21 protein-coding genes and 3 pseudogenes are annotated in these 22,212 nt (G+C 67.8%); 13 read left to right on the forward strand and 11 right to left on the reverse strand.

Annotated features, from left to right (window positions below; translation table 11 throughout):
* Positions 1-278: 278 nt before the first annotated feature.
* Together ACWEFB_RS37275 and ACWEFB_RS37280 are read right to left on the reverse strand one after the other, a co-directional pair.
* Complete coding sequence (locus ACWEFB_RS37275; RefSeq protein ID WP_452292945.1) at positions 279-935, reverse strand: NADPH-dependent F420 reductase; 657 nt, start codon at positions 933-935, stop codon at positions 279-281.
* A gap of 82 nt (positions 936-1,017) precedes the next feature.
* A complete protein-coding gene (locus ACWEFB_RS37280) occupies positions 1,018-1,902 on the reverse strand; it encodes a helix-turn-helix domain-containing protein (RefSeq protein ID WP_452292946.1) in 885 nt (294 codons plus the stop codon).
* Between the two features lie 143 nt (positions 1,903-2,045).
* Between ACWEFB_RS37280 and ACWEFB_RS37285 the strand changes: the two genes are divergently transcribed.
* Both ACWEFB_RS37285 and ACWEFB_RS37290 read left to right on the forward strand, forming a co-directional pair.
* Entirely contained in the window at positions 2,046-2,732 is a 687-nt protein-coding gene (locus tag ACWEFB_RS37285; RefSeq protein ID WP_452292947.1) for an SDR family NAD(P)-dependent oxidoreductase, read from the forward strand.
* A gap of 58 nt (positions 2,733-2,790) precedes the next feature.
* Positions 2,791-3,081 (forward strand): annotated as a pseudogene (locus ACWEFB_RS37290) (transposase family protein); the annotation flags it as partial.
* Between the two features lie 184 nt (positions 3,082-3,265).
* Here ACWEFB_RS37290 and ACWEFB_RS37295 read toward each other — a convergent pair.
* Positions 3,266-4,027 carry an SDR family NAD(P)-dependent oxidoreductase gene (locus ACWEFB_RS37295; RefSeq protein WP_452292948.1) on the reverse strand — a complete coding sequence of 254 codons (762 nt, stop codon included), beginning with the start codon at positions 4,025-4,027 and terminating at the stop codon, positions 3,266-3,268.
* 204 nt (positions 4,028-4,231) lie between these two features.
* On the opposite strand from ACWEFB_RS37295, the gene ACWEFB_RS37300 reads away from it, so the two are divergent.
* A complete protein-coding gene (locus ACWEFB_RS37300; protein WP_452292949.1) occupies positions 4,232-5,113 on the forward strand; it encodes a helix-turn-helix domain-containing protein in 882 nt (293 codons plus the stop codon).
* Positions 5,114-5,255: 142 nt separating this feature from the next.
* Here ACWEFB_RS37300 and ACWEFB_RS37305 read toward each other — a convergent pair whose 3' ends face one another.
* From ACWEFB_RS37305 to ACWEFB_RS37325, 5 genes and pseudogenes are all read right to left on the reverse strand, one after another.
* A complete protein-coding gene (locus ACWEFB_RS37305; protein WP_452292950.1) occupies positions 5,256-6,176 on the reverse strand; it encodes a serine hydrolase in 921 nt (306 codons plus the stop codon).
* Positions 6,173-7,104 (reverse strand): annotated as a pseudogene (locus ACWEFB_RS37310) (LysR family transcriptional regulator). Before ACWEFB_RS37310 ends, ACWEFB_RS37305 begins: the two are co-directional and overlap by 4 nt.
* Before the next feature lie 92 nt (positions 7,105-7,196).
* Entirely contained in the window at positions 7,197-7,373 is a 177-nt protein-coding gene (locus ACWEFB_RS37315; protein WP_452292951.1) for a hypothetical protein, read from the reverse strand.
* A gap of 21 nt (positions 7,374-7,394) precedes the next feature.
* Positions 7,395-7,520, reverse strand: coding sequence for a hypothetical protein (locus tag ACWEFB_RS37320; protein ID WP_452292952.1), 126 nt, complete (start codon positions 7,518-7,520; stop codon positions 7,395-7,397).
* 391 nt (positions 7,521-7,911) lie between these two features.
* Complete coding sequence (locus ACWEFB_RS37325; protein WP_452292953.1) at positions 7,912-9,204, reverse strand: MFS transporter; 1,293 nt, start codon at positions 9,202-9,204, stop codon at positions 7,912-7,914.
* Between the two features lie 269 nt (positions 9,205-9,473).
* Here ACWEFB_RS37325 and ACWEFB_RS37330 point away from each other — a divergent pair, with 269 nt between their 5' ends.
* From ACWEFB_RS37330 to ACWEFB_RS37340, 3 genes are all read left to right on the forward strand, one after another.
* Positions 9,474-9,722 (forward strand): hypothetical protein, encoded by a 249-nt coding sequence (locus tag ACWEFB_RS37330; protein WP_452292954.1) that lies wholly within the window; start codon positions 9,474-9,476, stop codon positions 9,720-9,722.
* A 354-nt stretch (positions 9,723-10,076) separates the two neighbouring features.
* Positions 10,077-10,655 (forward strand): nuclear transport factor 2 family protein, encoded by a 579-nt coding sequence (locus ACWEFB_RS37335; protein ID WP_452292955.1) that lies wholly within the window; start codon positions 10,077-10,079, stop codon positions 10,653-10,655.
* Positions 10,652-10,783, forward strand: coding sequence for a hypothetical protein (locus ACWEFB_RS37340; protein ID WP_452292956.1), 132 nt, complete (start codon positions 10,652-10,654; stop codon positions 10,781-10,783). The genes ACWEFB_RS37335 and ACWEFB_RS37340 overlap by 4 nt, the downstream gene beginning before the upstream one ends.
* A 424-nt stretch (positions 10,784-11,207) precedes the next feature.
* Here the strand turns inward: ACWEFB_RS37340 and ACWEFB_RS37345 are convergent.
* Positions 11,208-11,586, reverse strand: a pseudogene (locus ACWEFB_RS37345) (NF041680 family putative transposase); the annotation flags it as partial.
* 88 nt (positions 11,587-11,674) lie between these two features.
* Between ACWEFB_RS37345 and ACWEFB_RS37350 the strand changes: the two are divergent.
* A complete protein-coding gene (locus ACWEFB_RS37350; protein ID WP_452292957.1) occupies positions 11,675-11,983 on the forward strand; it encodes an ArsR/SmtB family transcription factor in 309 nt (102 codons plus the stop codon).
* A 61-nt stretch (positions 11,984-12,044) separates the two neighbouring features.
* Positions 12,045-13,007 carry a zinc-binding dehydrogenase gene (locus tag ACWEFB_RS37355; protein WP_452292965.1) on the forward strand — a complete coding sequence of 321 codons (963 nt, stop codon included), beginning with the start codon at positions 12,045-12,047 and terminating at the stop codon, positions 13,005-13,007.
* 1,020 nt (positions 13,008-14,027) lie between these two features.
* Here the strand turns inward: ACWEFB_RS37355 and ACWEFB_RS37360 are convergent.
* Entirely contained in the window at positions 14,028-15,128 is a 1,101-nt protein-coding gene (locus ACWEFB_RS37360) for a GlxA family transcriptional regulator (protein ID WP_452292958.1), read from the reverse strand.
* 70 nt (positions 15,129-15,198) lie between these two features.
* On the opposite strand from ACWEFB_RS37360, the gene ACWEFB_RS37365 reads away from it, so the two are divergent.
* The 5 genes from ACWEFB_RS37365 to ACWEFB_RS37385 all read left to right on the forward strand — a co-directional run bounded on the left by ACWEFB_RS37365 (position 15,199) and on the right by ACWEFB_RS37385 (position 21,174).
* The gene (locus ACWEFB_RS37365) at positions 15,199-16,173 is read left to right on the forward strand and encodes an NADP-dependent oxidoreductase (RefSeq protein WP_452292959.1); all 975 of its coding nucleotides are present in this window, start codon (positions 15,199-15,201) and stop codon (positions 16,171-16,173) included.
* Positions 16,174-16,641: 468 nt separating this feature from the next.
* Positions 16,642-17,907: a condensation domain-containing protein gene (locus ACWEFB_RS37370; RefSeq protein WP_452292960.1), complete on the forward strand. Its 1,266-nt coding sequence runs from the start codon at positions 16,642-16,644 to the stop codon at positions 17,905-17,907.
* A complete protein-coding gene (locus tag ACWEFB_RS37375; protein WP_452292961.1) occupies positions 17,904-19,691 on the forward strand; it encodes an acyl-CoA dehydrogenase in 1,788 nt (595 codons plus the stop codon). Before ACWEFB_RS37370 ends, ACWEFB_RS37375 begins: the two co-directional genes overlap by 4 nt.
* Positions 19,692-19,699: 8 nt before the next feature.
* Entirely contained in the window at positions 19,700-19,957 is a 258-nt protein-coding gene (locus ACWEFB_RS37380; RefSeq protein ID WP_452292962.1) for an acyl carrier protein, read from the forward strand.
* A complete protein-coding gene (locus tag ACWEFB_RS37385) occupies positions 19,954-21,174 on the forward strand; it encodes a beta-ketoacyl-[acyl-carrier-protein] synthase family protein (protein ID WP_452292963.1) in 1,221 nt (406 codons plus the stop codon). Before ACWEFB_RS37380 ends, ACWEFB_RS37385 begins: the two co-directional genes overlap by 4 nt.
* 35 nt (positions 21,175-21,209) lie before the next feature.
* Here ACWEFB_RS37385 and ACWEFB_RS37390 read toward each other — a convergent pair.
* Positions 21,210-22,045, reverse strand: a protein-coding gene (locus tag ACWEFB_RS37390) for an IS5 family transposase (protein ID WP_452292964.1) whose coding sequence is annotated in 2 segments (ribosomal slippage) — positions 21,210-21,898 and positions 21,898-22,045 — 837 coding nt in all. Because the reading frame shifts where the segments join, the coding sequence is not laid out codon by codon here.
* Positions 22,046-22,212 lie beyond the last annotated feature (167 nt).

Here is a 22,212-nt window from a genome sequence, read left to right on the forward strand (position 1 = left end):
CGGGAAGATCCACTCCGGGCGAGCTGCCGAGATCACCTGCACCCCGACATGATCCACCATGGACCACCTATCGAGTTACGAGACGTCCTTTAGTTAACGGCGCGGCCATGGACATGCTCGAACCCCACGACGAGTGCGTTGCCGGTGGGCCGACATAACTGCAGCCTGCCGCAGTAGGACGACGCACCCGCGCAGCGTGTCGGACGCGACGGGCATGGTGACGTGATGGCTCGGATCGCCAGAGGCCGGAGCAGGGTGGCGCCGGGGGAGGCGCAACGTCACAGCAGGGTCCTGTGCTGCGCTCGTCGCAGGTTGCTGATGAGTTCCTCACGACTCTGCCCGTGCACATGGTGCTGCCACATGGGCGTGCCGGGAGTGCTACGCCAGGATTCACTCAGCGGGCCGTTGTCGACCGTGTCGAATCCGAACTGGTCGTACAACCTGGTGACCAGCTCGACGGCCTCGGGGTAGTCGCTCGAGACCGCCAGCGCCAGCCGATCGCGTGCGCCGGCGGGCCGGGCCAGCCGGAACAGGCTGGGCGCTTGGATGTGAGTGAACGCCTTGGCGATCTTCGAGGTGGGTAGCTGTTCCTGGCGCAGCTCGTGAACCGTCTTTCGGCCGGAGTCGATCAGCGGGAAGTTGCCGTCGCGCCAGATCATGTAGTTGTTCGTGTCCAGCACGATCTTGCCGGCGAGTTCCTTGACGGGCAGAGTGTCGTCGGGATCGTACGGGTAGGCGACGATCGCGAAGTCTCCCGCCGCTGCGGCATCTGCGGCGTACGCGGCGCGCGCCGACGGGCCCAGCTCGGAGGTAAGCCCTCGAAGGGTCTCCGGCCCTCGCGAGTTGGCGATGACGATCTCATAGCCGTTCGCTATGGCCGCTCGCGCGATCTGACTTCCGACTTCACCGGCGCCGATGATTCCGATTGTTGTCACGGTTGTCCCTCTCGGGGTCTCTGACAAAAGCGTTCGTCGCGGGCGCTATTCGCTCCGCATTGCGTCTGGTGCCTTGGCGGGTTCAGCCAGACGCGGCGCTGCCCGCCTCAGTGCTGGGCTGACGGAGCCTTCGATCGGTGTTCGAGGCGGCCAGACCTGCGGAAGCCAAGAGGGCGAGTTTGTCGGCATCGCTGGAGCCGGCGTCCGAATGGTAGACGACCAGCATTAGGTTGTCGGTTCCGGCAATGTTCAGCCTTTCCCGGTTGAGGGTCAGCTCGCCGACTTGCGGGTGATTCATCCGGATCGGAGTCCCGCGCTGCCCGCGCACCTCGTGGCGTGCCCAGAGCTGACGGAATCGAGGGCTTGCCAGGGAGAGTTCTCCGGTGAGCTCGATGAAGCGCGGATCGTCGACATCGTTACCCACGGCCTGTCGTAGGTTGGCGATGAAACATTCCGTGACGGCTTCCCATTCCGGATGCAGGGCCTGCTCGGCCGGTTCCAGGAACAGGTCCCTCAACTGATTGCCGCCCACGGAGAGGCTGGGAGAAAGCACCTTAGCGAGACTGTTCGAGGCCAGGAAATCGAAGTACCGGTCCTCTATGAAAGCGGGCTGGACGAGGGCGTGCAGGAGTTTGAGCGCGCCGGCCGGTGGGGTCTCCTTACGCGGCCGGCGTCGGCGCTTGCGGGACATCTCCACCACCAGGGAGAGCAGGTGGGCGAAATGGTCGTCGTCGAGGTGGAGCACCCGGGCGATCGACTCGAGCACCTGCACGGACGGGTTGCGGTTGCGGCCCCGCTCCAGCCGCAGGTAGTAGTCGGCGCTGATGCCGGCGAGCATGGCCACCTCCTCCCGCCGCAGCCCCGACACACGCCGCACACCGACGTCGGGAATGCCTGCCTGCTCCGGCGTCACCAGCTCGCGCCGCGCACGCAGATACGCACCAAGGGCATTCGTTCTCTCACTCACAGCGCCAGTGTATGCCCTGAGTGGCACATAGAGGGGGTCCTGCGATACCCCTGGCACGCGAGTGCTCTGGTTCAGGCCGATAACCGTCCGTAGCGTTCCCGGCGGCTCGCTCGGGCCACGCGTTGCGATAGGAGAAAAGGCGCATGACCGTCACACTGATCACTGGTGCCAACAAAGGCATCGGGTTCGAAACAGCCCGCCAGCTTCTGGAGTTGGGCCACGTTGTTTACGTCGGCGCTCGTGACGTGGAGCGCGGTGAGACGGCTGCGGGAACGCTGGGTGCCCGGTTCGTGCAGCTCGATGTGACCGACGACGCATCGGTGAAAGATGCGCTGACGACAATCGGTTCGGCCGAGGGCCGGCTCGACGTTCTGGTGAACAACGCAGGTATCCTCGCGAACGAAGCCGTCGATGGTCTCACGGCTCTGCGGGCTTTCGACATCAATGCGGTAGGAATCGTCCGGGTAACCGAGGCGGCGCTACCGTTGCTGCGCAAATCTTCGAACCCGACGGTGGTCACCGTCTCGAGCAGCATGGGCTCCTTCTGGGCAGTGACCAACCCTGACCGCCCGGAATTCGCTATGCCGCTTGCGTTCTATGCGGCATCGAAGGCCGCAGCCACCATGCTCACCGTGCAGTACGCCAAATCACAGCCCGGAATCAAGTTCAACGCGGTCGAGCCTGGCACCACCGCCACCGACATGACCGCCGCCTTCGGCATCGGAAGGTCGCCGGAAGAAAGCGCGAAGGTTGTCGTGCGCCTAGCCACCCTCGACAGCGACGGCCCGACCGGAACTCTGCAGGACGAGACTGGAGAGCTGCCTTTCTGATCGCGGAACGGTTCCGGATGAGGCCGGAGCGGCCAGCCTCATCCGGGCCGTGGCGGACGCGATCGACCTGCTCGCCGCGATCGGCCCGGACCTGGCCCAGGCGGCTGGACGGACCGCCAAGCTGGCGTACGCGATCATCGACGGCACGCTGATCCCGATCGACCGGGTTGCCGATCGGCGGCCCTACTACTTTGGAAAGCACGAGCGGCACGGCGTGAACGTGCAGGTCCTGGCCGATGCGGCCGGGCGGCTCGTGGGGGTCTCGCCCATGTAGCCCGCAGCGGTCCACTATCTGACCACGGCCGGCCCTACTCACGGCCTGATCGACGCCCCGGCAGGGGCGGAGGTCCGTGGCGCGAATCATGGCCGGCCGGCCGGAATTGACGTATCCCGGCCGGCGCCAGCCACTAGCGGGGGTGGTTACTTGTCGAATGCTGCCGAGTCGAGCTGCCAGCCGAAGGATGCTGTCGCCATGCTCCGCTCCTGTCGGTCCGTCTCAGGTGTGTTGTCGTATGGGCTGTCCAGCGCGGGGTTCAGATGTGCAGTCCGCCGCTGACGTCGATGACTGCACCGGTGATGTAGCCGGCGGTTGGACTGGCGAGGAACGCGACGGTGCCGGCCACCTCGTCGAGAGCCGCCACGCGCGGGAACGCCTGCATGCTCATGATGAAGTCGCGGGGCGGCAGCTTGTCGCGTACCTCCTCGGCCATGTCGGTGGGGATGACGGCAGGCTGGATGATGTTCACGGTGATGTCGCGCGGCCCGAGGTCACGCGCTGCGCCCTTGGCGTATCCGACGAGCGCTGCCTTGGACCCGGCGTAGTCCGCGACGCCCCGGAAGGGCACTCGGGTGCCGAGCAGGGACCCCAGGAAGATGATCCGTCCGCCGTTCGTGATCCGGGGTGCGGCCGCGCGCGTCATGGCGACCGTGCCCAGGGTGTTGACCTGCCACAGGCGGTTGTAGGCGTCCTCGTCGAGGTCCGGGTCGTCCACCATCTCGCCCTGGACCGCGATTCCGGCGTTGTTCACGAGGATGTCGAGCTTTCCGAGCTCGGCGATCGCCGCATCGACCGCTGGTCTCGCGCTCCTGAGGTCGGCCAGGTCGCTTCGGATCGCCGTCGCGCGCGCCCCCTTCGCCCGCAGTTCGTCCACCACGGCCTGCGCCTTGTCGACCGAGCTCCAGTACGTGATCGCGACGTCCGCCCCGCGATCGGCGAACAGCTTCGCTATATGCGCCCCCAGGCCGCGGCCGCCACCGGTGATGAGGACGGTCTTTCCCTCAAAGTCCTTTGACATGGGCATGTTCCTTTCCTAGGTCCTTCTGCGAGGACGGCCTCTGCGTCGCGCATGTTCCTCTCGCGGGGTCCGCCGGCCGCCAACGTCTTCAGCAGACCCTGGCGAACGGGTGCCTGAACAGGTTCTTCCGAGTGCCCGGTAGCGGCAGGTGGGGTAGTGACAGGGCCCCCTTACGCCCGGCCTCCGGCGTGCACCATGGATTCCATGCTCGACAAGCCGAACCACCTGGGTGAGTACCTCCGCGCCCGCCGGGGGCTCATCGCTCCCGAGCAGGTCGGCATCACCGACATCGGAAGGAGACGGGTGCCTGGTCTGCGGCGCGAGGAAGTCGCCATGCTGGCTGGCATCAGCGCCGAGTACTACCTTCGCCTCGAACGTGGCCGTGATCGCAACCCGTCGACGCAGGTCCTGGAGTCCATCGCACGCGTGCTCGCGCTCGACGACGACGGTCTGACCCATTTGCTGAGCCTGGTAGCGGACAGACCGCGACGGCAGCGTCGGACGCCCCGCGCCGAACGCGTCCCGGACGGCATCAGATCGCTCCTGCCGACGCTCCTCCATCCCGCGTTCGTCGAGGGACGATACTTCGACATCCTGGCAGCCAACGCCATGGCGGGCGCGCTATCGCAGAGCATGTCGGTGGGGCGTAACCAGTTGTTGGACGTGTTCCTGGACCCACCCGAGGAAGCCCTTCACCAGGACTGGGACGGCATCACCGAGTGCTACGCCTCAAGTCTTCGCCAGGCTGTCGGCACCGACACCGAAGACTCGCGTTTCCTTGAGCTCGTTGGTCAGCTCACCCTGGCGAGCCCGCGGTTCCGGCAGCTGTGGAACCGCCATGACGTCCGCGCTCAGCGCGCCAGCCTGATGCGGTTCGACCATCCCGAGGTCGGTGCGCTGTCGCTGCACCGGGAGCGGCTCGCGATCAGCGGGACGGATGGGCTGACCTTGGTCCTGTACCACGCCGAGACCGGCTCGGAGTCAGCGGAGAAGCTGGCCCTTCTGGGCTCGTCCGTGATCACTCCGGCCGAGGAGCCACGAACGGACGGGAACAGCAGGGCCCGGCCTCCGATGACAAGCCGCTGAGTGCCCGCAGCTGCCGGATCGATGAGCTGATCCCCGGCGGGTGATTCCGAGCGGCTGCTGACCTTCGTGGCCATCGGCCGGCAACAGGTACAGGATCTGTACCGCCACAGCCTCGTCTTCGAGTTTCCCGGGATGAGGATCGCTAGCCCCACCACGGCGGGGTGCCTGTCCTCAGGTGGTCGTGCAGTGTGCGCGCGACCTGCGCCATCGTCGCCTCGCTGCCGGGTTGCGTGACGGCGGGCACGCGGGAGGCGGTGAGTGCGGCAACGGCGTGTGACTGTCCGTCGACGTGGTCCACCACGCCTATCTCGTGCCGCAGGTGCAGAAGGGTTCCGGTCTTCGATGACCAGCGGGAGGCGTCGGAGGTGAAGTCGGGCGCGAGCCGCTGCCGGTGCAGGTTGTCGCCGAGCAGGTCGCGTACCCGTGCCGCGGTGGTCTGCTGGATCGTCGAGGGCCGCCAGAGGGCGTGCAGCAGGTTGACGAAGGCCCGGGCCGATCCGGCGTTGGCGCGGGTGATGTCGAGCTGGGCGACCGGGTGGCCTTGCCCGGGGGTCGCGGCGCCGATGGCGAGGGAGTGGGCCAGGTGTACCTCGTCGGGGTCGAGGCGTTCCGCCGGTGTGTCGGTGAGGGCGCTGATCCGGTGCCGGACGGTGATGTCCTCAAGGCGTAGTCGCCGCAGTTCGGCGGCGACCATGGCCGGTGGGGTGAGGTCGAACAGGGCGTCGGCGGCGACGCCGTCGCTGATGGAGGTGCTCAGGTAGAGCAGGTCGTCCAGGGCGACCCGCGCGGGGTGGCGGAATCGGCTCAGTCCGGTCGGGCCCGGGGTGGTGATCCGACCGGGCGCGATGTCTACCGGCATCGCGGGGTCGAGTTCCCCTCGCGCGACGCGTTCCAGGACCGCGACTGCCAGCGGCACCTTCACCAGTGACGCCGACGGGTACGGGGTGTCCGCGTCGAAGCCGACTTCCTCGCCGGTGTCGAGGTTGCGGACCAGAGAGGCCCCGTGTAGCCCCGCCTCTTCGAGCAGGGCACGGGCATTGCGTACGACTGTGGTGACGCTCATGTCGGCCCTACCGCTGACCGATGGTCGGCTGTCGCACTCTCGATCGGCGTCCGACGGCCGTCGGCAGCGCCCAGACATCGCGCGATGTCGGCATGCAGAATCGTTCTCAGCTGTTCGAGGTCCTCAAAGGCTCCGGCGGCGATGTCGTACGCCCGCACGAGTCGGGGGCGGCGAGGGGGCACCAGTACAGCCCGAAATCTTCGGCCTGCTCGGGCGAACACAGCAGCAGGTCGGTAGAGCTGAGGGCTTCCGCAGCGGCATCGACGAGCGACGGCGTGACCGTCACCTGAGCCGGCGCCAGACCGACCGACTGGCCGGCCCGGGTCAGCGGATCACGCACGTGGGCGACGTCGTCCTCGGGCTGGATCAGGATCCGTCGGCGTGCCTGAGCGCGGGCTCGGCCGGTACGCATCGTCTCCAGGAACACCGTCGGCGCCGGGAAGGGGGCCTGGGCAGCCAGCCCGAGCGGTACCCGCCAGGTCGCCGTCTCTTCCGGAACCGCGACGATCCCGGCGCCGACCTCGAGGGTCTGGCAGAGCCGGACGCGCTCCTGCGGGCCGGCCGGTCGTACCTCCAGGTGGATGCGCTGCCGTCGTCCTGCGGTCACCAGGGCGGCGAGGCGGTTCGGCGGGCAGATCTCGGGCAGGGCGACCCGTAGCGGGCGCAGCCGTGCCCGCTCGGCATCGTCGCCCATGGCGTCGGCGAGGTCGACCAGGCGCCGTGCGGGCGGAAGCATGTCCTGCCCGAACGGAGTCAACCGGACGGCCCGGGACGACCGGTCGAACAGCCGCGCCCCGAAGTGTTCCTCCAGGGCGGCGATGCGGCGACTGGCGACCGACTGGGGAATGCCCGCAGCGGCGGCGCCGGAGGTGAAGCTGCCGTGGCCACTGACGGCCACGAACGCCCGGCAGGCGGCAACCACATCCACCCACCGAACCTATACCCGGAACGCATGAGCGATGCCGCTGGGTCAGCTGATCGGCATCGGTCCGGCTCCCGCTGACCCGACTGTGGTCCAGGTCATGCGGCGGTGGGCAGTGCGGTGCTTCGGAACATCAGCTCCTCGCCGAGCGCCTGGAGCGGCGTAGTAAGGAGAGTCAGCACGAGAATGATGATCGTCGTACCGGACACGCCGAAGGCGATCCATCCGGGGGAGTCGGCAGCGGTGAGCGCCACCACACCGATCGCCGCAGCCACCGGGAGCGCCGCGCCGAGCAGTTACTGCGCCAAGCGGTGGTAATCGAACGGCTGCGGTGAGCTGATCAGACCGCGCCAGGACACCTTGCCCAGCCATGCCAGGAGCAGGATCGCCAGCACGCCCGTCGCGATGGTGGCGAGGTTCACGGCCAGAAACCTCAACGGGGTCATGGTCGGCGCCAACGGGTCGTCACTGCGCTCCGAGACGCCGACAAGCTGGTGCCCCGGAACCTTGCGACACCACCAGCGCCACCGGTGGCACCAGGATGACCACCAGCGGTCTCCACCAACTCATCCGCAGGTGCGCGCCGAACGGCCGAGAGTCATCGACAACCGGCTGGGCGTACGCGGGCGTCGGCGGACTCGGGCGGGTCGTCGTGTTTCGCGGGTCGTCGGACTCTGGTACGTCCATCAGAGGTGTGTCGTCGAGGAGTGGAATCGACACGTACGTCAACGAAGTGAAACCGGTCGCCAGGGCACGGTCAGATCGTCAGGGGGCATCTCGGCGTGACCTGAGGCACAGGATGGATGTGGTCGATCAGCTCCGCCTGTCGGGCCAGGCGAGCATCACCGCGCCGGCGATCGCTGTGGTGCCACCGATGATCAACGGGGCGCTGGCGGTGACTTCGTCGACCACAAGCCCGCCGACCACGGCGCCCAAGGCGATCGCGAGGTTGCAGGCCGTCACGATGAGGCCGCCGATCTGTTCAAGGCGGTTCGGCTTGGTCCGGGCACCCCAGCTCAGCACCGTTGTCGGCACGCCGCCGAATCCAAAGCCCCACAGCGCGGCGGCGGTGAACAGACCGGTGGTCGAACCACCCGCAACGTGCATGACCAACATTCCCGCGCCGAGCACGGTGGGGAAAAGGAGCACTCCCGTTCGCGGCGAGCGGTCTGCCAGGGGGCCGGCCACTGCCGTGCCGAGGAAGTTGGCGATGCCGAAGGCGAGGAGCAGCACGGCGAAGGCGTCACCGTCGATTCCGGACAGGCGCTCCGTGGCGGGTCGGATGTAGGTGAACCCGCTGAAGTGGCCGGCGAAGATCAACAGGATCGCGAAGAGGCCGGTGAGGACGACGCCGGAACGCAGCACCTCTGCGAGCGTCCGAAGCCCGGTCGCTGCGGTGGGCGTGACGCGCGGCAGCGTCACCGCCTGCGCGATCAGCGCGACCAGCGCGAAGCTGGCGCCGAGCAGGAACACGCCGCGCCACCCCCAGACCTCGCCCAACCAGGCGCCGAGGGGGACGGCCGCGACCGTGGCGGCCGCCACGCCGGAGTTGATCACTGTCAGGGCGCGACCGAGTTGGTGGGCGGGCACGAGGTGCGCGGCCATCGCGGTCGCCATCGCCCAGAAACCGCCGAGCGCGATACCGAGCAGGAGCCGTGCGGCCAGGAGGACGAAGAGGTTCGGCGCCAGCGCGACGAGTACGTTCGAGACGACCGCGAGCAGCGTGAGGCCGATCTTCACGCGCCTCCGGTCGGCCTTGGGCAGGACTGCGGAGATCAGAAGGGCCGAGACGGCGGCGGCGAAGGCGGTCACGCTGACGGCCTGTCCCGCGGCACCGGCCGACGCATCCAGGTCGGCTGCGATGCGGGGAAGCAGGCTGGCTGGCAGGAACTCCGACATGACGATGGCGAAGATTCCCAGGCTCAGCGCGGCGACGCCGGCCCAGGACCCCTGCTTGTCCGCCGTCGACGTCTCGATCGGCGTGGTGGTGCTGGTCAATGTTGGATCCAATCGTCTGTGACCAGAAAGGGGGAGCTCGCCGGTTTCGTGCTGTAGCGTGCCGGTCGGGCCGCCCTTGTTGGCTCCGGTGATCAGGGTGACGGTCATGCGCCGTTGTCTCCCCATCGGAGGGGGCCGGCGAGCCGTCAGGAACGCTATGCGCGGCTATCGACCGGAACCAGAGCACCCGTGTGCCAGGGGAACCGCAGGCCCCCCTCTGTTCCTCTTACCGATCCCTTCTGTTGCCTCGCGAGTGAGAGGACGAATGCCCTCGGCGCGTACCTCCACGCCCGCGCGCGTTGGTGACGCCGGAGCAGGCGGGCATCCCCGACGTCGGGGTGCGGCGGGCGCCGGGGCTGCGGCGTAAGGAGGTGCCCATGCCCGCCGGCATCAGCGCCGACTGCTCTGGCGAGACCGTCCGAGGCCAGGATGTCGAAGTATCGGTCCTCGATGGAAGCCGGCTGGACGAGGACCTGCAGGACTGTGAGCGCCACACAATGATCATGTTGCTGGTGCGTAGGCAGGTGGCACCGCTGCGCCGCGCGGAGACCGGCCAGCCGAATCGCTGGACGACCATGGCCGGGCATCCGACCGTGCCTCGAGCCATGGGTCTCGAAGGTCCTTAACGGGGTCCTCGCACTCCCCTGGCTTGAGGGGGCTCTGGTTGACCACCGGTGCCATTCCTATCGTGATGAACAGGTTCTCGGATCGTGGATGCGAGAGGGCGCACGCGCGAACCATTCTCACCCTCACGCCCATGACATCTAACCGACCCGGTGAGTCGCGATTTGGAAGGAGATTCCGATGACGCATTGATGCTCAGGACGACGGTGCCCCATGCTGAAGACCTCGACAATACGCGGGCCGAATAGAAGCCTACCTGCACCCAGGTATTGTCGCGGTGACCATGAGCGGGGCGAACTCAAAGAATGAATACGCGCGATACGACCGACCGGCACAACCTCGATCGAGGAGACAAGATGTTTTCCCCCTCCGCAGCGGTGCGTCGCAAGCTGCTGCCAGTGGCCCTGCTCTTTATCGTCGTCGCACTCGGGTTCAGTCAGTCCGGGAGCTTGCTGAAGTTCGAACCTGCTGCGGCGAGAGCCGCCGTGGCCGCTGCCGAGCAGCCGACCCGGCAGGGCAAGGCCGTGACCGCCCGTGAGGCGGCGACCGCACTGTTCGAGGCGCGAGCCGCAGGTGCCTCGCCGAAGGAGCTGGCGAAGCACTTCGACAAGGAAGTGGACTGGTACATCCAGGGCGACACCTCCGCCGTGCCGTGGCTCGGTCGCAAGGTCGGCCGCGCCGAGGTCACCGAGCACTTCACTCAGCTCGAGGAGTTGACCACGCCCGAGAGGGTCGAGGTCGAGGCGATCATCGGTGACGGTGACCGCGCCATCGCCCTCGGCACCTTCCGTGTCACGATCCTCGCAACGGGCCGGAGCTTCGATAGCGAGTTCGCGTTCGACATCACGGTCGGCCGCAACGGACTCATCACGCGCTACCACGTGTTGGAGGACAGCTTCGCGCTCTCGAACGCTTACACGCCGCAGGCGCGGTGACCCCGGTCCTGCAGCAGGCATCCGTGGAGTTCGACGAGACCGTCTTCTACCAGGTCCAGGACGGCCGTTTCAAGTTCGTGTGGTACCTGATGGACGACAACACGGTACGCCGACAGCTCGCCGGCTGACCTGACACAGCGCTGCACCACGGGAACCGCCGTTGACGCCGCTTCATCAGCGTGGGCGGCGGTTCCCACAACCGCGCTTGAGGAGTGGTGGACCGGCGGCGACGTCTACACCGCGGCGCGCGGGATCACACAGGTCGTCGTGCAGAACAATCCCAACCAGACTGATCGGCGGACGGCGAGCGTAATCGCCGAGGCCGGCAGACTGAGCGTCGACACCTATTTACTGAACATCACGAAAGCTTGCGCAGTCATCAAGCGCAGGTGGCGGTGCGGCGGCCACGCCGCCGCGGGCGCCGCACGCCGTTCCGTCGAAGCAACTGATCAAAATCACACCACAGGAAGAATCGGCCGTCTGTGGGCCAGATGGGAGGTGTTCCTGATGACCACCAGTGTGTTCGGCCGTGCAGCGGACCGGCTCCTCAGTTGGTCGACTTCTTGGCTCTCTTCGGTGTGTGGCCAGTTTTGTGCTGGTGACATGGATGTCGTGGCGTGTGGCCAGGCGGTCGTTGCGTCGGCCGGGTGGCCGGCCCGGGCCTGGCCGGGACGGTTTCGGCGCACTGGCGGGTACCGGCTTACCGCGCAGGTTCGGAAAGCCTCGCCGGACACGGGCGGGGGTGAGCCTTTCGGGCGGGGCGGGGCGTTCCCAGGAGCGGCGTAGGTCGGCGGGGGGCGGTGCGGGCGAGGCGTAGCTGGGTGTAGGCGGCCAGTACGCGCCGGGTCCAACGGTCGGCGGCGTCCGGGTCGCGTAGCTTCGGGCTGGTCCAGCCGACGGTCTGGTTGAGCATGCGGAAGGTGTGCTCGATGCGGGTGAGGAGCGGAGCTGGCGGGGGGAGCTTCCGGGGGTCGGCGGAGCTGCTACTTGCACAGGTGGGCGCCGATTACTGTATTGGCGTGAACAACGATCCCTTGGCCGTTTCAAGAGCTCTCTCGAACCAGGTCAGGTTGCACGTCATGCAGTGGTTGAAGGACCCGGTCCAGAATTTCCCTCCTCCTGACGCCGACGCCGCCAGGGGGGTCGGCGTGTGTGTCAGCGACATCCAGCGCAAGGCCGGGCTGGCGCCCTCCACGATGTCGGCGCACCTGGCGGTGCTGCACCGGGCGGGACTCGTCCGGGCGACCCGCGTCGGCCAGTGGACCTACTACCAGCGTGAAGAGGATGCGATCAAGGCCTTCGCCGGCTGGGTGATGACGGAGCTCTGATCAGGAGGTAGCATTTCGGAAGTTCGCGAAATGCAGAAGAAGGAGTCGTCTCTTGCGCGCCATGATCATGACCGATTTCGGCCCTCCCGAGAAGGTCTTCGTCCAGGACGACATCCCCACACCCGCTCCGGGTCACGGTGAACTGCTGGTGCGGGTCCATGGCACCTCGGTCAACCCGCTGGACCTGCAGATCCGGCGTGGCGACTACCGCGAGGACACCCGACCGCCGCTCGTCATCGGCCATGACGTCTCCGGCGTGGTCGAGGAAGTGGGCGCCGGAGTGACCCGTTTCAAGCCGGGGGACGAGGTCTGGTATCTCTCCCGCTTCTTCCAGGGAGCCGGCGCCTACGCCGAGTACCACGTCGTCGAAGAGTCGATCGTGGCACTGAAGCCGAGATCGCTCAGTCACATCCAGGCTGCGAGCCTTCCCCTGGTGGCTGGGACGGTCTGGGAGGCATTCGTCGATCGAGCGCAGCTCCGCGTCGCCGAACGCGTACTCGTGCACGGGGGCGCCGGGGGAGTCGGCACGGTGGCGATTCAGCTCGCCGCCGCGATGGGGGCGGAGGTCTTGACCACATGTCGGCGAAGCGACGCCGCACTGGTCCGGGAACTCGGGGCGCACCACACGATCGATTTTGCAGCCGATGATGTAGAGGAGGCCGTCCTTCAGGCCACCGGTGGCCGGGGTGTCGACGTGGTGCTAGACACGGTGGGCGGAGAGACGCTGACGAGAAGTCCGCGCCTGCTCGCACCCGACGGCCGCGTGGTCACCATCGTCGACACCGCCCAGCCGCAGAACCTCCTCGCCGCGTGGGGAGTGAACGCCTCCTATCACTTCCTCTTCACGAGGCCGTCTGCGGAACGAATGGAGAAGCTTGCGCGGCTGGCCGAACGAGGGCTGCTTCGACCGGTGGTGGGAGCCGTCCTCCCCCTCGCTCAGGTGCCCGACGCTCATCTGATGCTCGAGGGTCGTTCAGCCACATCGAGGCCGCGCGGCAAGCTGGTGATCAGCGTCTCAGACTAGAGGTCGCTCTGCGGTCGGGATCGGGCTGCGTCGATTTCCTACCCTGGCAGACGCTGTCCTGGTACTTCGGCCGGTGAGAGGCGACCTGGGACGCCTTACCTGCCGAGATTGCTGGACCGCCGTGTCTGATCGGCGGTCTGGGGATTGTCGATGATGACCGGTAGCCTGCTCATCCTGCCGCCCGCAGCCGGCGCAATACGGAACTCAAGCCCAGATTTACGGACAGCCCCGGAGGGACTGTCGACGTGCCCGTCCTGAACAGTGTCGGCCCAGCCCCGCTGATCGGCCACCTGACGATGGCGGAGAGCCAGGAGGAGGCACGCCGTGAGTTTCAACGCGGCTGGGTGATCTCGACCTGGCTGATCATGAGGGCAGCCCTTGATCGATCATCTTCTTGTCGAGGGAAGAGATTCACATCAGGGGCTGTCCGGTGATCGGTGTGCATGGTGCTGGGCTGGCGGGCGCGGTCAGGCGGCTGGCCGGGTTCCGGGACGAGTTCTACCGGGTGCCTGCCCGCGCGGTCGGACGCGTTGTTCGAGTTGGTGGACGCGGTTGCTGTGCGCAGACACGCCACTGTGGTCACCGGTGGAGCTGACTGTGGCCGGTGAACACCGGCGGGCCACGGTTCGCTGTACGCGGCACTGGACCAGGGGCGCATCGATGTCGACCGACTGCGGACCGCTCTGGCGACAGTACCGGTGCCGCAGGCCACCCGACGGCCGACACCGCCGAGATCGACCTGCCCCGGCAGGCGTTCCTGCGCCGCTTCGACATCGAGCACACCTTCCACATGCTCAAACAGACCCTCGGCTGGACCACCCCGAAACTACGCGACCCGGCGGCCTCCGACCGGTGGACCTGGCTCGTCCCAGCCGTCTACACCCAGCTTCACCTCGCCCGCAGCGCCGTCGCCGACCTACGCCACCCCCGGGAACGACCGGCGCCGGCCACACGACTCACCCCGCCCCCGTCCGGCAAGGGTTCCGGCACCTCCAGGTGCTGCGGGTGCTGCGCTTGGTTCTACCCCGTCGCGCCCGGAGCCGGGTCCGACGCGCGGAAGGTACGCCGGTAGGTCGACGGGGCGACCCCCGCTTCCGCCGCCAGGTGTCGACGCAGCGAGGTGGCGGTGGCGAAGCCGACCTCGTGGGCGACTCGATCCACCGGCAGGTCGCTGGACTCCAGCAGGTGCCGCGCCCGCCGCAGCCGGTGCTGTGTCAGCCAGCGACCGGGACTCATACCGGTCTCCTCTCGAAAACGCCGGCTGAAGGTACGGGTGCTCATCGCCGCGTGGGTGGCCAGTTCGTCCAGCGACAGCGGTGATTCGAGGCGCTGCAGCGCCCAGTCACGCGTCGGCCCGGTGCCGGTCGCGCTCGCCAGCGGCACGGGCTGTTCGATGTACTGTGCCTGCCCGCCGTCCCGGTACGGCGGCATGACGCACTGGCGGGCGACCTGGTTAGCCACTTCGCTACCGTGGTCCTGGCGCAGCAGGTGCAGGCAGACGTCGACCCCGCTCGCCGCCCCAGCCGAGGTCAGCACGTCACCGTGCTCGATGAACAGCACGCCGGGATCGAGCTCGACCTGCGGGAACAGTTCCCGGAAGTAGTCGGCCAGCGCCCAGTGGGTGGTGGCCCGCCGCCCATCCAACAGACCAGCCGCGGCCAGCAGGAAGGCACCGGTGCAGATGGACACCAGACGGGTGCCGGGGCGCACGCGGGACAGGGCTGCGACGGCCCGCGGGTCCGGGGCGGCGGCCGAGGCCGGGGAGATCCCGTACGGGGGGATGACGAGGGTGTCCGCCTCGGGCAGTACCTCGGGACCGTGTCCGGGAGTGACGGTCAGGTCCGCGGCGGTACGTACGGGCTGTCCGTCCACGCTCGCGGACAGTACCTCGTAGCGGCCACCGGCTGATCCCAGGACTCGGTGCGGGATGCCGAGTTCGAAGGGGTAGACGCCGTCGAGGGCAAGGACGACGACCTTGTGGGCGTCCGGCCGCGGGCGGCGCATTCGGCGGTCGAGTTCGGTCGCGCGGTCGGCGAGGTCACGGGCCCGGGACGACGCAGCGCGGGCGAGCAAAGTGCTGCCGGCGCGAGGATCGCGGCGGGCTGCAGAATTTAGGGGCATGGCAAGAACGTATCGGAAAACGACTTTCTTGCCATCGCCGCGGGTTGGGGCGTCCGGCCAGGATTAAGACATGACTTCGACCGACACCGCTGAACATGCCGGCTCCACTCCGGTGATGCTCGCCCTGCACCAAACCGCCCTTGGTGGCCCCGAGGTCCTGCGGCTAACCGAGCTTGCGCGGCCCGCACCCGGCCCGGGAGAGATCCTTGTCGCCGTACATGCCGCTGGACTCAACCCCACGGACTTCAAACACCGCGCTCACCACATTTTCCTGCCGCCACCGCCGATGACCCTGGGGTGGGACGTCTCCGGCACCGTGGTGGAGACCGGCGTCGGCGTCACTCTGTTCCGGCCCGGTGACGAGGTGTTCGGCATGTTGCCTTACCCCTACGGCGCCGGTTCCCACGCGGAGTACGTGACCGGCCCTACCCGGGCCTTCGCGGCCAAGCCCGCCGGGATCGACCACGTCCAGGCAGCGGCCTTGCCGCTGGCCGCGCTCACCGCCTGGCAAGCTCTCATCGACACCGCGGGCCTGCGGGCGGGGCAACGGGTGCTGATCCACGCCGCGGCTGGCGGTGTCGGTCATCTCGCGGTGCAGATCGCCAAGGAGCGCGGCGCGCATGTCACCGGAACCGCGAGTGCCGCCAAACATGACTTCCTGCGCGAGATCGGTGTGAATGCCTGCATCGATTACCGCACGGAGGACTTCACCGACACCGAACAGCGGTACGACGTCGTCCTCGACGCCCTCGGCGGGGAAACCGCGACCCGTTCGGTGGGTGTGCTCCGTCCCGGTGGGGTCCTGGTGTCCCTGGTGCCGGGCGCCGAAGACACCCAGGCCGCCGCGGAGAAGGCGCAGATCCGCGCCGTCACTCTGCTCGTTGAGCACGATCAAGCCGGGATCCGCGCTGCCGCCCGACTCGCTGACCGGGGAAAGCTCCGCGCGCACGTCTCCGGCACCTTCCCCCTCGCCGAAGGCGCTCGGGCTCACGCCCTGGGAGAGACCGGACACACCACGGGCAAATTGGTCATCACCGTGCGCTGAACCCGATGGCTCGGCCATCACCCCATTCCGCGTCACAGTCAGCTCCAGGGATGGAGTCAGTATCGGGCCCTTCCCTGAGTTGGTGATCCCCGCAGGCTCGCCGCCTCCTGCCCGGCTCCAACAGCCATCCCTAGTGGATCAACTTGAGTCTCAACCTGCACGGCGTGGCCTGGGGTTATTCGGTCGACCGTGGCCGGGATGCCGTCATGGAGTTGTGCGGCCGGGTGACCGAGGGCCGAGCCCGGCAGCCCTGAACGCGGAGGAATTCGCCACTTTCGGCCGGCTGCTGAGCCGAGGCGGCCGGCACGGGCAGGGCCCGCGCCGAGGGAGCCCGCGACGTCGTGACCGAAGCTTTGACGGCCGGGGTGCAGCCGGATACGCTGCCCCCCGAAATGGGACCGTCCGGCTGTCGCTGCCCGGGAACACCGGCGTTGGAACCACACAGGCCCGTGAGTCCGACGTAGAAGAATGGACCACTCGTTGAGGCTGCTTTCCCTCACCCAGCAGCAGCTCAACACGATGCTCGGCGCGGCAACGGCAGGCGATGTGAACACTTATGTGCTGCCGGTCGTCGTCACCGCGACGGTACGACTGGAGCACCAACGGCTCCGGCGTGTGCTGGAGCTTCTCGCGTACCGCCATCCGTCGCTCTGCCTCCGCATCCGCTCTTCCGGAGGGGCTTTCTATCAGGACATTGCCGATGACCGCTGGCTCGATGGTGAGGGCATCCAGACCGTCGACGCGCCGGCGATCTCGGACCAGGCCGTCCAGGAGATTTTCCAGAAACTCGTCGGTACGATCGATGTCGAGAACGGCCCTCTCTGGAGCGTCGAACTGCTCCGGACGCCCGACGAGGACCATCTGGTCTTCGCCTTTCATCACTTCGCGGCCGACATGTTGTCCCTGCCGATCCTGATGCGAGATGTCGCCCTGCTGTATGAACACGGCGACGACGCCGCTCCCGCACGCGACTCCTACCTGGATTACGTGCGCTCAATTCCGGTCCACCTCAGCGCGTCGGATCTGTCTGACGACGCGACCTGGTGGGTGGACCGGCCCTGGGACGCCGTCACGCGTAGTAAGGAGGTCCGACCGGACCTGCTGGGAACGCATGGGCTCCAAGAGCAAATCCACTGGGAGACCCTGCCCTGGCGGCCGGTCGACCTGAGAGACACCGAGCGTGACCTCGTGTACGCGCTGGCGCTGGGCATGTCCAAGATCGCCGGTACGAAGGTCGTCCGCCTCGATATCGGACGGCACGGTCGAGCCGTCCGAGGTACCCAGCCGAGCCATCGACGGGCGGTTGGCTGGCTGGCCCAGGCGGTCCCGCACTTCTTCCACGTGTCCGATGGGTTCAGCCCCGAGGAGTGCGCACGACAACTCGATGAAACCTCCGCTCGCGAGGCGTATTGGGAGGAGACGCAACAGTTCATGTGCGGCGCTGGGCGGGCGACCACGGGTTATGTCCCCTTCGCCCACGCTGTCGTCAACGTTCAGGGGCTGACGTTCCGGGCGGGACAGCGCTCCGGCGTTTTCCGGCTGTCGCGGCATCAGCCGGCCGTCTCCTTCCCGTCTCACCGCGCGGCCCACGTGCCGGTCCGCTTGACCGTGCACGCCGACCAGGACGCCCTGCACCTCAGGTGGCGTGTTCTGCCGGTGTTCCGTAGCCCGGAGACGTCGACGGGCATCGCGCAGTTCGTGACGAACGCACTACGCGCGAGCGAGCGGCGGTGAACACCTTCGAGCCCTCCTACCGGCAGAGCGTCGCCGACCTGGAACGCGCACTCGGGGACCCCGACCTGGCCGGCAACGACATCTCGTTCGCCAGCGGGTGGCACGCCGACGAGACCGAGACCCTCCCGGTCCACGGATTGCACCTGCTGGATCGTCTCGCGCTGCGGCAGCGCCTGGTGCCGAGGTCCCTGGGCGGGGACCTGGGCACCGCCGAGGAGCTGCTGTGGCTGATCCGGAGCGTGGCACGGCGGGACATGAACGTCGCCGTCTCCGTGAGCACCCAGATCTGGTCGTTCGTCGTCTGGATCGGTGGCAACGACGAGCAGCGACGCGACTTCGCCCATGACATGCTCGCCGGTGAGGTGATCCCCTGCCTCGCCTACTCCGAGGAGGAGCACGGCGCCGACCTTGCCGCCAACGACTGCGTCGCCACAGAGGGCGCGGACGGGGCGTTCCTGATCTCGGGCCGCAAGTGGCCCATCAATCGCGGAAGCACCTCGACCCACGCTCTCGTCCTCGCGCGCACCGCCGCCGTGGACAACTTCCAGAACCAGTCCCTGTTCCTGCTCGACAAACGTACCGTTCCGGCGGGCCGGGTCAACGGTCTGCCCCGTACCCCCACCGTCGGGCTGCGCGGCTGCGACATCAGCGGGATCGCATTCGACCGCGCACCCGTGCCGCCGACCGCCCTCATCGGCACTCGAGGCAGGGGGATGGAGACCGCGCTGCGTGGCCTGATGCTTACCCGTACGCTGTGCAGCGCGCTGTCTCTGGGCGTGGGCGACACCCTGCTGCGCAAGACATACGAGCACCTCGCCGGCCGCCGCCTGTACGGGCGTCAAGCGGTCGACCTACCGCACGTTCGGGAGGCCCTCTGCCACGCGTACCTGAACCTGCTCGCCGCCGAATGCGTGGCGCTGGTGGCGATGCGCGGCCTGCACCTTTTCGAGTCCGAATTCAGCGCCTGGTCCAGTGTCGTCAAGGTGCAGGTCAGCCGGCTCGTCGACAGCGCGGGCGACGAACTTTCCGCCCTTCTGGGCGCCCGGCACTTTCTCCGGGACCTCGCGCATGCCGGAATCTTCCAGAAGATGAAGCGTGATGGCGCGGTGGTGTCGATGTTCGACGGAAGCAGTTCGGTGTGCCTGGACAGCCTGGCGATGCAGCTTCCCGCGCTGGAGCGCGGCACCCGGCGGACGCGGGACGAGGACTGGCAACAGCTCTACGACCTCGGTCAGCCACTGGACCCGTGGGAACCCGGTGACGTGGCAGTCTTCGGCCGCGGCCGCGACGCCGTCACCGCGAGCCTGAACCATCTGCTGGACTTACTCTCATCCGTACGACCCGACGACGAGAACGACGCGCGGCGGGTACGGGCATTGCGGACGGCGAGCGAGTCCCTCCGAGGAGAGCTCGACAACGTCCTCGCCGCCATCGTCGCCGAGCAACCCCCTCGCCCTACCGACGGCCCGGTGGGGATCAAGGACACGCCGGCTCGGCTGATGCGCCTCGCCCAGCGCTACAGCGAGGTGCACACGAAAGTAGCCTGCCTCGGCATCTGGCTATACAACCGGCACCGTCTCGGCGTTTTCTTCCGCCGCGGCGCCTGGCTGGAAGCATTCCTGAACCGTGCGGACACGGCTCGGGGCGTGCTCGGCGATCTGGCATCCGAAACGGTCCGGGAGCTCTTCGAGCACCTCGATTGGCAGTTCCACGATCGTGCGTATTTCTCCATCATCAGCATGCCGCAGGCCGCCGCGGGGAGCCACGGCGATCTCGACTCATAGGAGGTATTATGCCCGGCCGACTCACCGAGGTCGCGTTTCTGGCCCAGTTCGCCGCGTCCGTGCTGGAGGTCACCAACCAGCCCCTGCCGGAGGACTTCTCGCTCGACGAGCGGTTCGCGCATCTCGAGCTTGATTCCATGTCACGTCTGGAGGTCATCGCCTGCCTCGAGGACCGCTTGCAGGTCGTCATCGACGACACGACGCTGAGCCGTACGGTCACGGGCCGGGACCTGTACGAGGCGGTCGCCGAACGTGTCGCCGCATGACCGGCGTGATGGTGACCGGGCTCGGCGCGACCACACCGTTGGGCGGCGACAGCCACGAGCACTGGAAAGGCCTGCTGGACGGACGACGGGCGGTGACGGCCCTCCCGTACGACTGGGCACAGCATCTGACGACGCGAATCGCGGCCGAGCTCCACACAGATCCCGCGACCCATTTCGAGGCCCGTGACATCCGTCGCTACGACCGGGTCGAAATGGCCGCACTGATCGCGGCACGCGAGGCGTGGACGGACGCCGGGCTGGACCACGATCCGGTACCGTCCGATCGCTTGGCTGTCTGCGTCGGCACCGGCATGGGCGGCCTTACCAGCATGCTGGAACAGTCGCAGTTCCTGGAAGCCGGTGGACGGCGCCGGGCCTCGCCGTACGCCATCACGCGGACCATGGCGAGTGGACCAGCTGCGTGCGTCGGCGTCGCGCTGCGGGCGCAGGCCGGCGTGCACTCGGTCGCCAGCGCATGCGCCACCGGCGCCGAAGCCATCGCCCTCGGCGCGGACCTGATCCGCCTGGGCCGCGCCGATGTCGTTGTCGCTGGCGGTGCCGAAGCCGTCATCACCGGTCTGGCCATATCCGGCTTCAGCGCGCTGCGCGCCCTCTCCACGCGGAACGACGACCCCCAAGGGGCATCACGTCCATGGGACGCGGGCCGGGACGGATTCGTCCTCGGTGAGGGCGCAGCGGTGGTCGTGCTCGAACGGGCCTCGCGTGCCACCGCCCGGGGTGCTCGGGCCTGGGCCAGGCTGGCCGGCGTCGGGATCACGTCAGACGGCTACGACCTGGTACAGCCACGTCCCGACGGCGCCGGCGTCGCAGCCGCGATCACGATGGCCATGAGGGACGCACGGGTCCCCGCGGCCGAGATCACCCACGTGAACGCGCACGCGACCGGCACCCCGGTGGGCGACATGATCGAAGTCGCCGCTCTACGCCGCACCGTCGGCGACCACCCGGTGCTGACCGCCAACAAGTCGGCACACGGCCACCTGCTTGGCGCGGCCGGCGCGGTCGAGGCAGTCGCCACCATCCGTGCGCTTCACGCGGGGCACGTGCCGCCCACCTGCAATCTCAACGTACCCGACCCGGCCCTCGACCTGGACGTCGTAACCGGAGGTCCCCGCCGCCTCGAGATGCCCGCCGCATTGAAGACCGCGTTCGGCTTCGGCGGCCAAAACGTGGCTCTGATCTTCACACAGGTGTAGACCGGGCGCCCCTCAGTGAGTGTTTGAGAGTGGTGTCAGTCGGGCTGGTTGAAGGTGCGTCGTTTCCGTCGGCGGGCTGGTCCTCCTCGGGGGAGTCGGCGGATCATCTGGTTGATCGCGGCCCACCGGATCAGGGCTTCGGACACTGCCGGGTCACGTTCGTAGTCACGGGCCAGGCGCCGGTACGAGGTGAGCCACGCGAGGGTCCGCTCGACCACCCAGCGCCTCGGGTGGACCACGAAGCCTTCCTGGTCGGCCGGCTTTCGGACGATCTGGAGATGGGTGCGGAGAACGTCGCGGCACCAGCCGACGAGGCGGCCGGCGAAGCCCTGGTCGGCGAACACGAACCGGATCGGGGTACCGGCGTAAGCCGCCAGCAGGGCGCCCTTGCCGCCGTCTCGGTCCTGCCACGACGCGGCGAGGACCCACACACAGACCAGCAGCCCGAGGGTGTCGGTCACGATGAACCGCTTCCGACCATTGACCTTTTTGCCAGCGTCGTAGCCGCGGGTGTCCCGGCCGACGGTGTCCGCACCCTTCACCGACTGGGAGTCGATGATCCCCGCCGACGGCTCCGGATCCCGGCCCTCGACCAGGCGGACCTCCTCCCGCAACAAGTCCAGGATCCGCTCCGTGACCTGGCGTTTCTCCCACTGCCTGAACTGCCAGTACACCGTCTGCCACGGCGGAAAGTCGACCGGCAACTGCCGCCACGAACACCCGTCCGCACCACGTACAAGATCGCATCGACCACGTCCCGACGAGGATGCTTCGGCACCCGACCAGGCTCCTTGATCAACGGCAACAACGGCTCAACGAGATCCCACTGGGCATCGGTCAGGTCCGAGTCATACGTCCGCGTCCGCTCCACACAGGAACCCTCCGACCAAGATTCACTAACCCGACGGACACGCCGTGCGACGCCCTGTCAAACACTCACTAATACTCCAGCCGCATCTGCTGAATTTGGAGTCTTCGCTGGTAGTGGCTCACTTTGGCTCGGTATTGGTGGCGGCGACGCCACCATGACCATCGATA

The sequence above is a fragment of the Micromonospora sp. NPDC004704 genome, from assembly GCF_053601675.1.

Excerpts from the sequence above, each read along its gene's own strand:
- ACWEFB_RS37370 (WP_452292960.1), top strand. The coding sequence starts at position 16,642 with ATGGACCACTCGTTGAGGCTGCTTTCCCTCACCCAGCAGCAGCTCAAC.
- ACWEFB_RS37355 (WP_452292965.1), top strand. The coding sequence starts at position 12,045 with ATGATCATGACCGATTTCGGCCCTCCCGAGAAGGTCTTCGTCCAGGAC.
- ACWEFB_RS37295 (WP_452292948.1), bottom strand. The coding sequence starts at position 4,027 with ATGTCAAAGGACTTTGAGGGAAAGACCGTCCTCATCACCGGTGGCGGC.
- ACWEFB_RS37365 (WP_452292959.1), top strand. The coding sequence starts at position 15,199 with ATGACTTCGACCGACACCGCTGAACATGCCGGCTCCACTCCGGTGATG.
- ACWEFB_RS37325 (WP_452292953.1), bottom strand. The coding sequence starts at position 9,204 with ATGACCGTCACCCTGATCACCGGAGCCAACAAGGGCGGCCCGACCGGC.
- ACWEFB_RS37330 (WP_452292954.1), top strand. The coding sequence starts at position 9,474 with ATGCCCGCCGGCATCAGCGCCGACTGCTCTGGCGAGACCGTCCGAGGC.
- ACWEFB_RS37335 (WP_452292955.1), top strand. The coding sequence starts at position 10,077 with ATGTTTTCCCCCTCCGCAGCGGTGCGTCGCAAGCTGCTGCCAGTGGCC.
- ACWEFB_RS37385 (WP_452292963.1), top strand. The coding sequence starts at position 19,954 with ATGACCGGCGTGATGGTGACCGGGCTCGGCGCGACCACACCGTTGGGC.
- ACWEFB_RS37300 (WP_452292949.1), top strand. The coding sequence starts at position 4,232 with ATGCTCGACAAGCCGAACCACCTGGGTGAGTACCTCCGCGCCCGCCGG.
- ACWEFB_RS37380 (WP_452292962.1), top strand. The coding sequence starts at position 19,700 with ATGCCCGGCCGACTCACCGAGGTCGCGTTTCTGGCCCAGTTCGCCGCG.
- ACWEFB_RS37285 (WP_452292947.1), top strand. The coding sequence starts at position 2,046 with ATGACCGTCACACTGATCACTGGTGCCAACAAAGGCATCGGGTTCGAA.
- ACWEFB_RS37305 (WP_452292950.1), bottom strand. The coding sequence starts at position 6,176 with ATGAGCGTCACCACAGTCGTACGCAATGCCCGTGCCCTGCTCGAAGAG.
- ACWEFB_RS37360 (WP_452292958.1), bottom strand. The coding sequence starts at position 15,128 with ATGCCCCTAAATTCTGCAGCCCGCCGCGATCCTCGCGCCGGCAGCACT.